Below are 13684 nucleotides of genomic sequence, written 5' to 3'. Positions count from 1 at the left end.
GGGGATGCGTGGCGTGTATCAAAATATGGTACGCTTCCCCTTGCCGCATGCAATAGGTGTCATGACAGCCCCGTCCGCCGCGCCGTGTTCCGTTCCCGGGTGGGTCTTCTTCGTCACGGCTTTCCCTTTGGAACCGCCCGTGAACCTTTCCGTGTGGTCCCTGCCGGCCCGGGTCGCGCCACCCCGCCCGGCGGGCTAAGCCGGTCTTCCGTCCAAGCCAGAAGAAGAAGCCGGTTTCCGAGTCCCATGCCTCTGCCCGCCGCCTTCCAGCCCCTGCGCCATCCGAATTTCCGCCTGCTGTGGATCGCGACCCTGTTCAGCAACATGGGCCTCTGGGTGCAGAACACCGGCGCAGGCTGGCTGATGACCATCCTGGACGGCCGCCCCGGCATGGTCGCCCTGGTGCAGACGGCGAGCCTGCTGCCGGTCTTCCTGCTGGCCATGCCGGCCGGGGCGCTGGCCGATATCCTCGACCGGCGGCGCTTCCTGATCGGGGCGCAGCTCTGGATGTGCGGCGCGGCGCTGCTGCTCTGCCTGCTGGCGGCGGCGGGGCTGATCGGCCCCTGGGGGCTGCTGGCGCTGACCTTCGCGCTGGGCATCGGCTCGGCGATCAACTTCCCCGCCTTTTCCGCCGTGACGCCGGAGCTGGTGCCGCGCGCCGACCTGGCCCAGGCCATCGTGCTGAACGGCATCGGCTTCAACCTCGCCCGCGCCCTGGGCCCGGCCCTGGGCGGGCTGCTGATGGGGATGGCGGGGCCGCAGGCGACCTTCGCCCTGAACGCCGCCTGCGTGCTGGTGCTGGTGGTGGCGCTGTTCCTGTGGCGGCGGCAGGCCCCGGCCGGGCGCCTGCCCAACGAGCATTTCCTGTCCGCCATGCGCACGGGCGTCCGCTTCGTGGCGGCGAGCCCGGCACTCCGCGGCACCATCCTGCGCTCGCTCGTCACCTTCTTCGCCGGGGCGGCGATCTGGGGGCTGCTGCCCCTGCTGGTGCGGCGCCAGCTCGGCATGGGGCCGGAAGCCTATGGGCTGATGCTGGCGGCCATGGGCACGGGCGCGGTGGGCGCCGGCTTCCTGCTCCCGTCCCTGCGCAGCCGGATCAGCTTCTCCACCCTGGTGGTGCTGGGCACCGCCGCCATGGGCGCGGCGCTGGTGGTCCTGGGCCTGTCGCGGCACTGGCTGCCGGCCATCCTGGCCATGCTGGTCTATGGCGCCTGCTGGATCTCGGCGGCCAGCACCTTCGGCGCCTCGGCACAGCTGTCCGCGCCGTCCTGGGTGCGGGCGCGGGCGATGGGGCTGTATCAGGTGGCCACCTTCGGGGCGATGGCGTTGGGCTCCGTGCTGTCCGGCGCGGCGGGGGAGGCTTTCGGCATCCCCGCCACCCTGGCCGGATTCGGCATCGGCGGCGCCATCGGGGCCTGGGCGCTGCAGCGCCTGCCGATGGAGAACCCGCCGCCCCCGCCGCCGCCCGGCGCGGATATCCTGCACCCCGCCCCCGAGAACCCCGATCCCGGCCTGGCCTCCGTCCTGGCACGCGATGCGCTGCCGGTCATGGAGTCGGTCCGCTACCTCGTGCCGGAGGTGGACCGCGCCGAGTTCCTGGCTGCCATGCGCGAGGTCCGGGGCGTGCGGATGCGGGCCGGGGCGGTGAACTGGCGGCTCTATGAGGATGTCGCGCATCCGGAGCGCTTCGTGGAGCTCTGGACCATGGAGTCGTGGACGGAGCATCTGCGGGAGGCCGGCCGCATGACCGATGCGGATGCCGCGATCCTGGCCCGCGCCGCCGCGCTGCACCGCGGCAGCGAGCCCGCCCTGGCGCGGCGCTTCCTCAGCCTGGAGCCCTGAAACCTTCATCCTCGTCACGCGCTGGCGCGGTAGCGGAACGCCGGGGCGTTTCGGATAAGGTTTCATCGGACCACCTAAGGAGTCGATTCCATGGCCAAGGCTCACGGCAAGGGTGACACGGGTTATTCGGGCACCCGCTGGCCGACCCGGAACAGCGTCGGCGAGAACGCCAAGAACGTCTCGCTCACCACGCTCCAGGCGCTGCTGACGGACTCCATCGACCTCTACAACGCCACCCGTCAGGCACACTGGAACCTGAAGGGCACGAACTTCATCGGCCTGCACGAGATGCTGGAGAAGTTCTACGAAGCCCTGAACGAGCAGACCGACATGCTCGCCGAGCGCATGGTGCTCCTCGGCGGCGTGGCTGATGGCACGTCGCAGAACATCGCCGGTTCCACCCGCCTGCCGCCCTATCCGGCTGACCTGCTGGACAGCATCGGCCATGTGAAGGAGCTGGCGGACCGCTATGCCCAGGTCGGCAAGGCGCTGCGCGACGGCATCGACGAGACGGACGATGCGGGCGATGCCGACACGGCGGACCTGCTGACGGAGCTGTCCCGCGCCATCGACAAGAACCTGTGGATGCTGGAAGCCCATCTCCACGGCCACGGCAACTGACCGGCGCCTGACCGGACCGCCGCCGGGGGGCCTGGCTTCCCGGCGGCGCCCGGCCCCTTCGTCCTGAACCCCTCGCTCCGGCTCCTGGCCGGGGCCGAGGGGTTTTTCGCGTCCCTTCCCGCAACAGGCGGAATTCCGCCCGGCCCGTGCCCGCGAAACTTGCGGTTCCAGTCCGCACGGCCTATTTTCCCGGCGGGGGACCGGAACACAACATGAACGATTTGTTCGGCGGCCGCCCTCAGAAGGGGCCCGCAAACCAGAGCTATTCCGCGGCGGATATCGAGGTGCTGGAAGGGCTGGAGCCCGTCCGCCGGCGCCCCGGCATGTATATCGGCGGCACCGACGAGAACGCGCTGCACCACCTCGCGGCGGAGATTCTCGACAATTCCATGGACGAGGCGGTGGCCGGCCATGCCGACCGCATCGAGGTCACGCTGGAGGCGGGCAACCGCCTGACCGTCCGCGACAACGGGCGCGGCATCCCGGTCGATCCGCATCCGAAATTCCCGAAGCTCTCGGCGCTGGAGGTGATCCTCACCACCCTGCATTCGGGTGGCAAGTTCTCGGGCAAGGCCTACGACACCTCCGGCGGCCTGCATGGCGTCGGCTCCTCGGTGGTGAATGCGCTGAGCGAGCGCATGGAGGTGGAGGTCGCCCGCGACCGCACCTTGTTCACCCAGGCCTATGAGCGCGGCAAGCCGGTCACGAAGCTGAAGAACGCCGGCCCGGTGCACAACCGGCGGGGCACCACGATCCGCTTCACGCCGGATGTGGAGATCTTCGGCAGGCAGCTTTTCTCCCCCGCCCGCCTGTACCGGCTCTGCCGCTCCAAGGCCTATCTCTACAAGGGCGTGGAGATCCGCTGGTCCTGCGATCCGGAACTGGTCAAGGACGAGACCCCCGCCACCGCCACGCTGCATTTCCCGGGCGGCCTTTCCGACTTCCTGGCCGCCGCCGTGGAGAACCGCGCCACGGTCGTCCCGGCGCCCTGGTCGGGCGAGGTCTCCTTCCCCGAGGGCCAAGGCCGCGCCGAATGGGCCGTGACCTGGCTGGAGCAGGGGGATGGCTTCCTCAACGCCTATGCCAACACCATTCCCACGCCGCTGGGCGGCACGCATGAGGCCGGGCTGCGCAACGCGCTGGTGAAGGGCCTGCGCGCCTATGGCGAGCTGAAGAAGGAGAAGCGCGCCGCCAGCGTCACCGCCGAGGACCTGTTCGGCGGGCTGGCGGGCATGCTCTCGGTCTTCGTCCGCGACCCGCAGTTCCAGGGGCAGACCAAGGACAAGCTGACCTCGCCGGAGGCCGCGAAGCTGGTCGAGGCGGGGCTGCGAGACCATTTCGACCACTGGCTGACCGGCGACACGCGCAATGCGGACAACCTCCTCGCCTGGGCGATCGAGCGCGCCGAGGAACGCCAGCGCCGGCGGGAGCAGAAGGACACGCCGCGCAAGTCGGCGACGCGCCGGCTGCGCCTGCCCGGCAAGCTGGCCGACTGCACGCTGGAGAACGCGGCGGCAACCGAGCTGTTCCTGGTGGAGGGCGATTCGGCCGGCGGTTCCGCCAAGCAGGCGCGCGACCGCCAGACCCAGGCCGTGCTGCCGCTGCGCGGGAAGATCCTGAACGTCGCCTCGGCCTCCGCCGACAAGCTGCGCGGCAACCAGGAGCTGAAGGACCTGATCGAGGCGCTGGGCTGTGGTGCGGGGGAGCGGTTCGACATGAATCGCCTGCGCTATGGCCGCGTCGTCATCATGACGGATGCCGATGTGGACGGTGCCCATATCGCCGCGCTGCTGATGACCTTCTTCTACAAGGAGCTGCCGGAGCTGGTGCGCCAGGGCCGCGTCTTCCTGGCACAGCCGCCGCTCTATCGCCTGCAATCCGGCGCCGTCTCCGTCTATGCCCGCGACGACGCGGATCTGGAGCGGGTGCGGAAGAAGAGCTTCAAGCCGAGCCAGAAGGTCGAGGTCAGCCGCTTCAAGGGCCTGGGCGAGATGCCGCCCATGTCGCTGAAGGAGACCACCATGGACCCGCGCAAGCGGACCCTGCTCAAGGTGGTCCTGCCGCCCGAGGAACGCGCCCAGACGGCGGAGCTGCTGGAGGCGCTGATGGGGCGCAAGCCGGAACTCCGCTTCCGCTTCATCCAGGAGAATGCCGCGAAGCTGGATGCCGAGGCGGTGGACGCCTGACGCATCCCTCCTGCGCGGCCTGCTCAGCCGAGCAGGCCGCGCAGGAGGAGGTGGGCGCCGAGCAGCAGCAGGCCGCCGAAGAAGATCCGCCGGAAGACCGCGGGCCGCAGCCGCTGTTGCAGCCACTGGCCCAGCAGCATCCCCAGCAGAGCCGGCAGCAGTGCCAGGGCCGAGCCCATCGCCCCCGTACCGTCCAGCGCGCCGCCATCGGCCAGCACCGCCGCCAGCGCCAGGGTGGAGGTGGTGAAGGACAGGCCAAGCGCCTGCATCAGGGCCGGGCGTTCGAGCGACAGGGCCTGGAGGTAGGGGACAGCCGGCAGAACGAAGACGCCGGTGGCGGCGGTGAGCAGGCCGGTGCAGAGGCCGGCCAGAGGGCCGAGCCATGCCTCCCGCCGGGGCGGGACAGCGGGCAACCGCAGCGGCGACAGGCCGAACAGCGCATAGGCGACCAGCACGAGCCCGAGCGCCTCCTGCCCGATCCAGGCGGAATCGCCCGTCAGCAGCCCCCGCCCCGCCCAGCAGCCCAGCACGATCGCGCCGAGCATCGGCCAGAGGCGCCGCAGCAGCCCCGGCAGGGCCGCGCCTGTCATCTGCCACAGATCTGTCAGCAGCGAAGGCAGGATCACCAGCGCGGCGGCCTGGGCCGGCGCCATGAACAGGCTGAGCAGCCCCACCCCGACCGTGGGCAGGCCCAGCCCGGTCACGCCCTTGGTGAAGCCGGCCAGAAGGAAGACCGACATCACGCCGGCCAGAAGGGGGATGGAGAAGGAAAGGTCCATGGCGGCAGGCTGGTCCTTGCGTGGCCGCCCCACAATGCGGGAGTTCTTGAGTCAGGCTTCGTCCAGGGCGTAGGCAGGATGCCATGCATTTCGACCTGACCGACCTGCGCCTCTTCGTCGCGGCCGCCGAGGCGGGCAGCATCACCGCCGGCGCGGAACGGGTGAACCTCGCCCTGGCCTCGGCCAGCACGAGGGTCCGGGGCATGGAGGCGGCGCTCGGCACGGCCCTGCTGGAACGCGGCCGGCGCGGGGTGCGGCCCACGCCGGCGGGGCAGACCCTCCTGCATCACGCGCGCCGGGTGCTGGAGGAGATGGAGCGCCTGCGCGGCGGGCTGCGCGACCATGCGAGGGGCGGGCTGCGTGGCCATGTGCGCCTGCTGTCCAACACCGCCGCCCTCGAGGAGCACCTGCCCGCCGCCCTGGCGGACTGGCTGGCGGCCAATCCCGGCATCGACCTCGGCCTGGAGGAGCGCCCCAGCCAGGAGATCGCCGCCGCCATCGCCCAGGGCCAGGCGGAGGCGGGAATCCTGTCCGGGGAGGCGGGGACCGGCGGGCTGGAGACCCATCCCTTCCGCCTCGACCGGCTGGTGCTGCTGCTGCCGCCCGGCCATGCGCTGGCGGGCCGGTCCACGCTCCGCTTCGCCGAGGTGCTGGAGGAGGATTTCGTCGGTCTGCCCGCCGGCAGCGCCCTGTCGGCGCATCTGTCGCAGCAGGCGGCCCGCCTGGGGCGGGTGCCGCGCTTCCGGGTCCGGCTGCGTGGCGTCACCGCCCTGGGGCGCATGGTGGAGGCCGGGGTGGGCATCGCCGTGCTGCCGGAGATCGCGGCACGGCGATGCCAGCGGGAGATGATGCTGGCGGTCGTGCCCCTGGCCGATCCCTGGGCGCTGCGCCGGCTGGTGCTCTGCGTCCGGCGGCTGGAGGCCCTGCCGGTCCATGCCCGCCGCCTCGTGGAGCACCTGATCGCCAGCGCTCCGGGAGACAAGGCCGGATAGGCGGGTCAGCCGCCGGCCAGCACCGTCACCTTCGGCCAGGTCGCGACCAGCGCCTCGGCGGTGCTGAGATTGGTGGCCATGGGCACGTCATGCACCGCCGCGATCCGCATCAGCGCCCGCACATCGGGCTCGTGCGGCTGCGCCCAGAGGGGGTCGATCAGGAAGATCAGCGCATCCACCCGCTTCTCGGCGATGCGGGCGCCGATCTGGAGGTCGCCCCCCATCGGGCCGCTCAGCACACGCTCCACCTTCAGCTCGGGGATGGCCTCCTTCAGCCTCTGGCCCGTGGTGCCGGTGGCCAGGATGCGGTGGCCGGACAACAGGGAGCGGTGCCGCTCCGCCCAGGCGATCAGCGCGTCCTTCTTGGTGTCATGCGCCACCAGCGCCAGGTCGAGGATGCTCATCGCCATGCTACTCCCATTGGGGCCACGCATCATGCCGCAGCCCGGCCCCAAACGTCAGCATCCGGACGTCAGCATCCGGACGTCAGGCCAGCAGCCAGTCCCGCATCAGGGCGTTCACCACGGGCGGGTTCTCCAGCGGTGGCAGGTGGCCGCTGCGCGGCACCCGGTGCAGGGTGGCGCCAGGGATGCCGGCGGCGATCTCCTCCGACAGGAAGGGCGGGGTCATGGCATCCGCCTCCCCCACCGCGACGAGCGCCGGCACCGCGATGGCGCCGAGGCCCGGGCGGGAATCCGGGCGCCCGAGGATCGCCGCCTGCTGCCGCAGGAAGCCCTCCCGCCCCACCGCCATGGCCATGTCGGAAACCAGCCGGCCGAGCGATCCCTCCCCGCCCTCGTCCAGGTGGTCGGGATGCAGGATCTGCGGCATCAGCCGTGGCGTGACGCCGCGGAACCGTTCCGGCGCGCTGCCCCGGGTCAGCGCCATCAGGCCACGGCGGCGCCTTTCCTGCTCCGGCGCCTCCGGCCGGGCCGAGGTGTCGAAGAGGGCGAGGCGCAGCACGCGTTCCGGCGCCTGCCGCATGATCTCGAAGGCCACGTAGCCCCCCATCGACAGGCCGGCGAGGGCGAAGCGTTCCGGCGCGGTGGCGAGCACCCGGCGGGCGATGGCCGCCATGCTGTCGTCGAGGCTGAGATCGGGAACCCGGCTTTCGGCGATATCGGCCAGGGCCTCGGCCTGATGGTGCCAGAGGCGGGCGTCGTTCAGCAGGCCGGGCAGCAGGAGAAGGGGAATGCGCGTGCTCACGCCGGGGCGATAGGCGATGCCGGAATGCCCGTCCAGCACCGAAAACCTTGCTTTCAACGGGCTATGCGCGCATATGCGGCGGAGCCTGGGTCGGGCGGGACCGTTTTCCGGTCCCTTGGCCGGTCCGCCACCATGTTGGCGCGACGTTGGCGCGACACCTGGGCTGCAGAAGAGGATAGCCGCGGAAAGGCCGCGGCATAACCGGCCTGGCGGGCTTCCGCCGGGCGCCGCAGGACCGATCAGATTTGAACGAAACGCGCAACGCTGCCGCGGCGGCGGATCACAGCGACAAGCCGGATGCCATCGGCCACGACCAGGCAGGCCAGGATCAGGCCGGCCATGACCCGGCCGGGCAGCCCGGTCCGATGACGCCCGACGACACCACGCCCGAGCAGGAAGAAAGCACCCCGTTCGAGCCCGAGCGCCCCGGCGAGGGCAGCACCGAGGAAACACCCGAGCAGTTCTACGAGGATGCCGTGGTGCCGAATCCGGATGTCCCGCCCGAGGGCGGCGCCACGCTGCCGGGCGAGACCGTGCCGGCGCGGATGGGCGACGAGGTGCCGGGTTCCTCCGCCGCCGAGATCGGCCATTTCGCCGAGGAAGTAGCCGGGCCGCTGCCGGATGAGGCGGCCTCCCCCGCTGCCGCCGTCCTGGAAGCTGCTCCGCAGGCCGCCGCGGATGCCGTTCCGGCCGATGGCACCGCACAGCCGGAGGCCGCGGAGGCCGCCCCCGCCGCGGAGCCGGAAGAGCCCCTGCCGCCCTTCTCCGATCTCGGCCTGAGCGAGCCTCTGCTTCAGGGCATCGCCGAGGCCGGCTACGTCACCCCGACGCCGATCCAGGCCCAGGCCATCCCCGTGGTGCTGATGGGCCGCGACGTGCTGGGCGTGGCCCAGACCGGCACCGGCAAGACGGCCTCCTTCGTGCTGCCGATGATGGACATCCTGTCCGGATCGCGCGCCAAGGCCCGCATGCCGCGCTCGCTGATCCTGGAGCCGACGCGCGAGCTGGCGTTGCAGGTGGCCGAGAACTTCGTGAAGTACGGCAAGCACCTGAAGCTGAACCACGCGCTGCTGATCGGCGGCGAGAGCATGGACGAGCAGAAGGCCATCCTGAACGCGGGCGTGGACGTGCTGATCGCCACGCCGGGCCGGCTGCTGGACCTGTTCGACCGTGGCCGCATCCTGCTCGCCGACTGCAAGATCCTCGTCATCGACGAGGCCGACCGCATGCTGGACATGGGCTTCATCCCCGATGTCGAGCGGATCGTGGGCATGCTGCCGCCGCTGCGGCAGACGCTGTTCTTCTCCGCCACCATGGCGCCGGAGATCCGCAAGCTCGCCGATGCCTTCCTGAGCAACCCGAAGGAGATCAAGGTCTCCCGCGCCGCCTCAGTGGCGACCACGATCACCGCCGGCGTGGTGTTCTGCCGCACGATGGAGAAGCGCGAGGCGCTGCGCCGCCTGGTCCGGCGGGAGCAGGTGAAGAACGCCCTGATCTTCTGCAACCGCAAGCAAGCGCGACGTGGACATCCTCTACAAGTCGCTCAAGAAGCACGGCTTCTCGGTCGGCGCCCTGCATGGGGACATGGACCAGTCCGCCCGCTTCGCCACGCTGAACAGCTTCAAGGCGGATGAGCTGCAGCTCCTCGTCTGCTCCGACGTGGCGGCGCGCGGCATCGACATCGGCGGGCTGTCGCATGTCTTCAACTTCGACGTGCCCTTCCATGCCGAGGACTATGTCCACCGCATCGGCCGTACCGGCCGCGCGGGCCGCGAGGGCCATGCCTATACCCTCGCCACGCCGGACGATGCCAAGCTGCTCCAGGCGGTGGAGAAGCTGACCGGCCACCCCATCCCCCGCATCGAGATCGAGGGCATCGAGCCGGTCTCCGAGGAGGAGATGGAGGCTGCTGCCCGCAGCCCGCGCGGCGGCCGCGGCCGCCGCGAGGAACCCGCCTCCCGCGGCGAGGGCCGTGGCCGTGGCGGCCGGTCGGCTTCCGGCCGCCGGGAGGAAGGACGTGGCCCGCGTGAGGAGCGTGCGCCGCGCGAGGAACGCGCCCCCCGCGACGCACGCCCGCCCCGCGAGGACAGGGCGCCCCGCGAGGACAGGGCTCCGCGCGAGGACAGGGCTCCGCGCGCCGAGCGTCCGCGCCGCGAGGCGCCGGAGGCCCTGCCCACGCGCCGCGACAACGCGGAAGCGGAGCGGGAGAACCGCCATGGCGGCCGTGGCCGCTACGAGGACCGCTACCCCTCCCGCCGCGACCGCGACGATCTCGGCCCGCCGGTGCTGGGCTTCGGCGACAACGTGCCGGCCTTCATGCTGATCCCGATCCCCCGCCCGCGCCGGGTGGAGGAAACGGCGTCGCAGGAATCCGAGGCAGCCTGATTCCACGGTGCCGCCGCGCCTCCGGCCCTCGCCAGGGGCCGGGGCGCGGCGGCCCGCATCTTCCGGAAAGAATATTCCTTGGGCGGTGACATCCTCGATATCGAGCGGACCATCCAGCTCGCGATCGCGCCCGCCTTCCTGCTGAGCGGCATCATGGCGGTGCTCAACATCCTGGCGACGCGGCTCTCGCGGCTGGTGGACCGCACCCGCGCCCTGCGGGCCGGGGCGGAGCCGGCGCCCGGGGAGCTGTCGCGCCTGGGGCGGCGGGCGCGGCTGGTGCAGTTCGCCATCACCGGCTGCGTGGTCTCGGCCATCCTGCTCTGCGCCCTGCTGGTCATCTCCTTCGCCGGTCCCTTCTTCGACCTGCATGTCGGACTGCTGCTCGGGGCCTTGCTGGTCGCGGCGCTGATCGTGCTGATGGGGTCGCTCGTCTTCTTCCTGGCCGAGATCTGGCTCACCACCCTGCATCTGGACGAAGCGTGAGCGCGATCGAACTCGACATCGCCGGCATGGGCTCGGGCGGCGACGGCATCGCCACCCTGCCGGACGGGCGCGCCGCCTTCCTGCCCTTCACCCTGCCCGGCGAGAGGGTCCTGGCCCGCGTCACCGGCAAGCGGGGTGAAGGCGCGGTGGCGGAGGCCGAGGCGATCCTGCGCCCCAGCCCGGAACGCGCCGCCCCGCCCTGCCGGCATTTCGGCACCTGCGGCGGCTGCGCCCTGCAGCACTGGGATGGCGCGGCCTATCGCGGCTGGAAACGGGCGCGGCTGGCCGAGGCTCTGGCCCGCGCCGGCTTCCCCGACACGCCCGTCGCCCCCCTGGCCCCCTGCCCCACCGCGACGCGCCGCCGCGCCGACCTCGCCATCCGCCAGGGCGCGGACGGGGTGCGCATCGGCTTCCACGAACGGGGCGGTGCGCAGGTGGTGGACATGCGGGAATGCCATGTGCTCGATCCCGCGATCCTGGCGCTGCTGGAGCCGTTGCGCGGCCTCCTGGCCCGGCTGCGCGGCTTCCGGCGGGAGGGCTCGGCCCTGGTCAACCTGCTCAGCACCGGGCCGGACCTGCTGCTGCGCACCGATGCGGCGCTGACCGCGCAGGACCGCCAGATCCTGGCCGCCTTCGGCGAGGCCCATGGCATCCCGCGCATCGCCTGGGCCCTGAACAAGGGCGCGCCGGAAATGGCCGCGCAGAGCGGCGGCGTTTCGCTGCTGCTCGACGGCGTGGCGGTCCCGCCGGCCCCGGGCGCCTTCCTCCAGGCGACGCCGGAGGGCGAGGCCGCGATCGTCGAGGCCGTGCTGGCGGCCCTGCCGCGCCGGCTGCCCGCCAAGGCCCGGATCGCCGACCTCTATGCGGGGGTGGGCACGCTGTCCCTGCCCCTGGCCCGGCTCGCCCGGGTGGATGCCTTCGAGGGCGAGGCCGAAGCGGTCGCGGCGCTCGCCGCCGGGGCCAACAAGGCCATGCGCCGCGTCCAGGCGAAGCGCCGCGATCTCGCCCGGCAGCCGCTGCTGCCCGCCGAACTCGCCGCCTATGCCGCCGCGGTGCTGGACCCACCCTATGCCGGCGCCGCCGAGCAGATCGGCATCATCGCCCGCAGTCGGCTCGAACGGGTGGTCTATGTCTCCTGCAACCCCGCCGCCCTGTCGCGCGATGCGGCGCTGCTGCAGCGCGGCGGCTGGCGCGCCGTTTCGGCCGTGCCGGTGGACCAGTTCCTGTGGTCGCCGCATCTCGAATCCGTGGTGGCATTCGCCCGGGGCTGAAGGCATCCTGGAGGGCTGACCCCGCAAGGTCCCCACCCTCGCCCGGATTCCATCCCAAATTGCACGCCGATCCGCCGCCCCTTCACACGGAGCAGACCCTTCCCGCCAGCCACTTCCCCCTCAGCCAAACCGCCACCGGCTTCGCGGCGCTGATCGCCGTGCTCGCCTGGCTCGGGCTGGGGCTGCAGTTCCTGTCGCTGCTGGAGCGGACGCAGTCCGTCGTCACGGCGCTCTGGGTCCTGCTGGGCTATTTCACCATCACCACCAACCTCGTGGTGGCCACGGTCTTCACCGGCATCGCCCTGCGCCGCCCCGGCTTCGCCGCCCCTGGCCTGGTCGGCGGCACGACGCTGGCCATCATGCTGGTGGGCGTGGTCTATGCGCTGCTGCTGCGCGGCCATATGCCGGTGCTGGGCGACGGCCTCGCCCGCACCGCCAACACGCTGATGCACGATGCCATCCCAGCCCTGGTGCCGCTCTTCTGGCTGCTCTTCATGCCCAAGGGGCGGCTGCGAGGGCATGATCCGCTGATCTGGGCGATCTATCCGCTGGTCTATCTCGCCTATGCCCTGCTGCGCGGCGGGCTCGGCGGCCGCTACGCCTATCCTTTCATCGATGTCGAGGCGATCGGCTGGGCCCGGACCGGGCTCAACGCGCTCGGGATCGCGGCGGGCTTCCTGATCGTCGCCTTCGCCCTGGTGCGGCTGGACACGCGCCTCGCTCCCACCGGGAAGGATGGCGGTTCGGAGGACGAGGTCGCGGTCTGAGCTGGCCGGCGCCTTCGTGGCAACCCCCGGGGGAGAGGCGCTGCCTCTCGCCCCGGACCCCCACTCCGCCGGGGACCGAAGCCGGTCCCCGGACCCCGGGCTTTCGTTGGCGGTGGTGGTGGGCGTCAGCCTGCGGGCTGATCCCCGGGCGCAGGTGGATCGGCGGGACTTCTGGAAGGAAAATCCTTCTCCGCGCTTGTGGCAGCCGCAGTCGCCGGAGACCATGCTCTCCGGCGCGATCCGGCCGCAGCAAGAGCCAGCTCATCGGGTCCAGGGCCCGCAGGGTCCTGGCGGATAAGGGGGTCCGGGGGGAAAAGGCGGAGCCTTGTCCCCCGGGAAGGCGCAACGCCCGAACCGGTCAGACGTGGAAGCTTTCGCCGCAGCCGCAGCGGCCCTTCTCGTTCGGGTTCACGAAGGTGAAGCCTGCCGACATGGTCTTCACCTCGTAGTCCATGGTGGTGCCGATCAGGAACAGCGTCGCCTTGCGGTCCACCAGGATGGTGACGCCCTTGTCCGTCACCACCTCGTCACCCGGCCCGGGTTCATCCACCCAGTTCAGGTCATAGGCCATGCCGGAGCAGCCCTTGGTCTTCACCGCGATGCGCAGGTACCTGCCATTCTCGCCGCTCTCGTAGAGGCGGCGCAGGCGCTCGGCCGCGGCATCGGAAAGCGACATCAGCGGCGGCAGGGCGCGCTTCGGGCGGGCGGGGGTCTCGGTCGTCGTGCTCATCGGGGGGGACAACCTCTCTCAGTACATGTTCAGGGCGAGGCGCGCGTCCTCGCTCATCCGCGACGGGTCCCAGGGCGGGTCCCAGACGACCTCGACCTCCACATCGTTCACATTCGGGACGGTGCGGACCGCTTCCTCGACCATGCTGGGCAGTTCCTGCGCCGAAGGGCAGGAGGGCGTGGTCAGCGTCATCTCGACCTTCACCGTCCCGTCCTCGCCGATCTCCACCGCGTAGATCAGCCCCATCTCATAGATATCGACGGGGATCTCCGGGTCGAAGACCGTCTTCAGCGCGTTCAGCACGGCCTCTTCCTGCACGCCCTCGGGCGCGGCCGGCGGCACCTCGCCATCCGGGGTCCAGACGCCATGGGAGGCGGCGGCCGGCTGCGGCACGGCGGCGGGTTCTTCCGTCACGGACGGGT

At 71.5% G+C, this 13684-nt stretch carries 12 protein-coding genes and 1 pseudogene; 8 read left to right on the top strand and 5 right to left on the bottom strand.

Annotated elements, in window-relative coordinates:
* Nucleotides 1–246 precede the first annotated feature (246 nt).
* From MVG78_RS11370 to parE, 3 genes are all read left to right on the top strand, one after another.
* Nucleotides 247–1842: an MFS transporter gene (locus MVG78_RS11370; RefSeq protein ID WP_247551557.1), complete on the top strand. Its 1596-nt coding sequence runs from the start codon at nucleotides 247–249 to the stop codon at nucleotides 1840–1842.
* A 90-nt stretch (nucleotides 1843–1932) separates the two neighbouring features.
* Entirely contained in the window at nucleotides 1933–2463 is a 531-nt protein-coding gene (dps, locus tag MVG78_RS11365) for a DNA starvation/stationary phase protection protein Dps (RefSeq protein ID WP_247551556.1), read from the top strand.
* Nucleotides 2464–2675: 212 nt separating this feature from the next.
* Nucleotides 2676–4649 carry a DNA topoisomerase IV subunit B gene (gene parE / locus MVG78_RS11360; protein WP_247551555.1) on the top strand — a complete coding sequence of 658 codons (1974 nt, stop codon included), beginning with the start codon at nucleotides 2676–2678 and terminating at the stop codon, nucleotides 4647–4649.
* Between the two features lie 23 nt (nucleotides 4650–4672).
* Here the strand turns inward: parE and MVG78_RS11355 are convergent, their stop codons facing one another.
* Nucleotides 4673–5428, bottom strand: coding sequence for a sulfite exporter TauE/SafE family protein (locus tag MVG78_RS11355; protein ID WP_247551554.1), 756 nt, complete (start codon nucleotides 5426–5428; stop codon nucleotides 4673–4675).
* Nucleotides 5429–5511: 83 nt separating this feature from the next.
* On the opposite strand from MVG78_RS11355, the gene MVG78_RS11350 reads away from it, so the two are divergent.
* Nucleotides 5512–6420 carry a LysR family transcriptional regulator gene (locus tag MVG78_RS11350; RefSeq protein ID WP_247551552.1) on the top strand — a complete coding sequence of 303 codons (909 nt, stop codon included), beginning with the start codon at nucleotides 5512–5514 and terminating at the stop codon, nucleotides 6418–6420.
* Between the two features lie 5 nt (nucleotides 6421–6425).
* Here the strand turns inward: MVG78_RS11350 and MVG78_RS11345 are convergent, their stop codons facing one another.
* Both MVG78_RS11345 and MVG78_RS22065 read right to left on the bottom strand, forming a co-directional pair.
* A complete protein-coding gene (locus tag MVG78_RS11345) occupies nucleotides 6426–6824 on the bottom strand; it encodes a methylglyoxal synthase (protein ID WP_247551550.1) in 399 nt (132 codons plus the stop codon).
* An 82-nt stretch (nucleotides 6825–6906) separates the two neighbouring features.
* A complete protein-coding gene (locus tag MVG78_RS22065) occupies nucleotides 6907–8331 on the bottom strand; it encodes an alpha/beta fold hydrolase (RefSeq protein WP_428480646.1) in 1425 nt (474 codons plus the stop codon).
* On the opposite strand from MVG78_RS22065, the pseudogene MVG78_RS11335 reads away from it, so the two are divergent.
* From MVG78_RS11335 to MVG78_RS11320, 4 genes and pseudogenes are all read left to right on the top strand, one after another.
* A pseudogene (locus tag MVG78_RS11335) lies at nucleotides 8241–10011 on the top strand (DEAD/DEAH box helicase). The gene MVG78_RS22065 and the pseudogene MVG78_RS11335 sit on opposite strands and share 91 nt — an antisense overlap.
* Nucleotides 10012–10089: 78 nt before the next feature.
* A complete protein-coding gene (locus MVG78_RS11330) occupies nucleotides 10090–10494 on the top strand; it encodes a DUF2721 domain-containing protein (RefSeq protein WP_247551546.1) in 405 nt (134 codons plus the stop codon).
* Nucleotides 10491–11765: a class I SAM-dependent RNA methyltransferase gene (locus tag MVG78_RS11325; RefSeq protein ID WP_247551544.1), complete on the top strand. Its 1275-nt coding sequence runs from the start codon at nucleotides 10491–10493 to the stop codon at nucleotides 11763–11765. Before MVG78_RS11330 ends, MVG78_RS11325 begins: the two co-directional genes overlap by 4 nt.
* Nucleotides 11766–11824: 59 nt before the next feature.
* On the top strand, nucleotides 11825–12532 hold the full coding sequence (locus MVG78_RS11320; protein ID WP_247551542.1) for a Pr6Pr family membrane protein: 708 nt from the start codon (nucleotides 11825–11827) through the stop codon (nucleotides 12530–12532).
* 358 nt (nucleotides 12533–12890) lie between these two features.
* Here the strand turns inward: MVG78_RS11320 and MVG78_RS11315 are convergent, their stop codons facing one another.
* Together MVG78_RS11315 and MVG78_RS11310 are read right to left on the bottom strand one after the other, a co-directional pair.
* Nucleotides 12891–13262, bottom strand: a complete 372-nt coding sequence (locus MVG78_RS11315) for a HesB/IscA family protein (protein WP_247551540.1) — start codon at nucleotides 13260–13262, stop codon at nucleotides 12891–12893.
* Between the two features lie 18 nt (nucleotides 13263–13280).
* Nucleotides 13281–13676, bottom strand: coding sequence for an SUF system Fe-S cluster assembly protein (locus MVG78_RS11310; protein ID WP_247560409.1), 396 nt, complete (start codon nucleotides 13674–13676; stop codon nucleotides 13281–13283).
* Nucleotides 13677–13684 lie beyond the last annotated feature (8 nt).

The organism is Roseomonas gilardii subsp. gilardii (assembly GCF_023078375.1).
Lineage (GTDB): Bacteria > Pseudomonadota > Alphaproteobacteria > Acetobacterales > Acetobacteraceae > Roseomonas > Roseomonas gilardii.
Note: the sequence above shows the minus strand (reverse complement) of the source record. Positions and strands in the feature narration are given on the sequence as shown.

Bases quoted from the DNA above. Each gene is read 5' to 3' on its own strand.
- MVG78_RS11370 (WP_247551557.1), top strand. From the start codon at position 247: ATGCCTCTGCCCGCCGCCTTCCAGCCCCTGCGCCATCCGAATTTCCGC.
- dps (WP_247551556.1), top strand. From the start codon at position 1,933: ATGGCCAAGGCTCACGGCAAGGGTGACACGGGTTATTCGGGCACCCGC.
- parE (WP_247551555.1), top strand. From the start codon at position 2,676: ATGAACGATTTGTTCGGCGGCCGCCCTCAGAAGGGGCCCGCAAACCAG.
- MVG78_RS11355 (WP_247551554.1), bottom strand. From the start codon at position 5,428: ATGGACCTTTCCTTCTCCATCCCCCTTCTGGCCGGCGTGATGTCGGTC.
- MVG78_RS11350 (WP_247551552.1), top strand. From the start codon at position 5,512: ATGCATTTCGACCTGACCGACCTGCGCCTCTTCGTCGCGGCCGCCGAG.
- MVG78_RS11345 (WP_247551550.1), bottom strand. From the start codon at position 6,824: ATGAGCATCCTCGACCTGGCGCTGGTGGCGCATGACACCAAGAAGGAC.
- MVG78_RS11315 (WP_247551540.1), bottom strand. From the start codon at position 13,262: ATGAGCACGACGACCGAGACCCCCGCCCGCCCGAAGCGCGCCCTGCCG.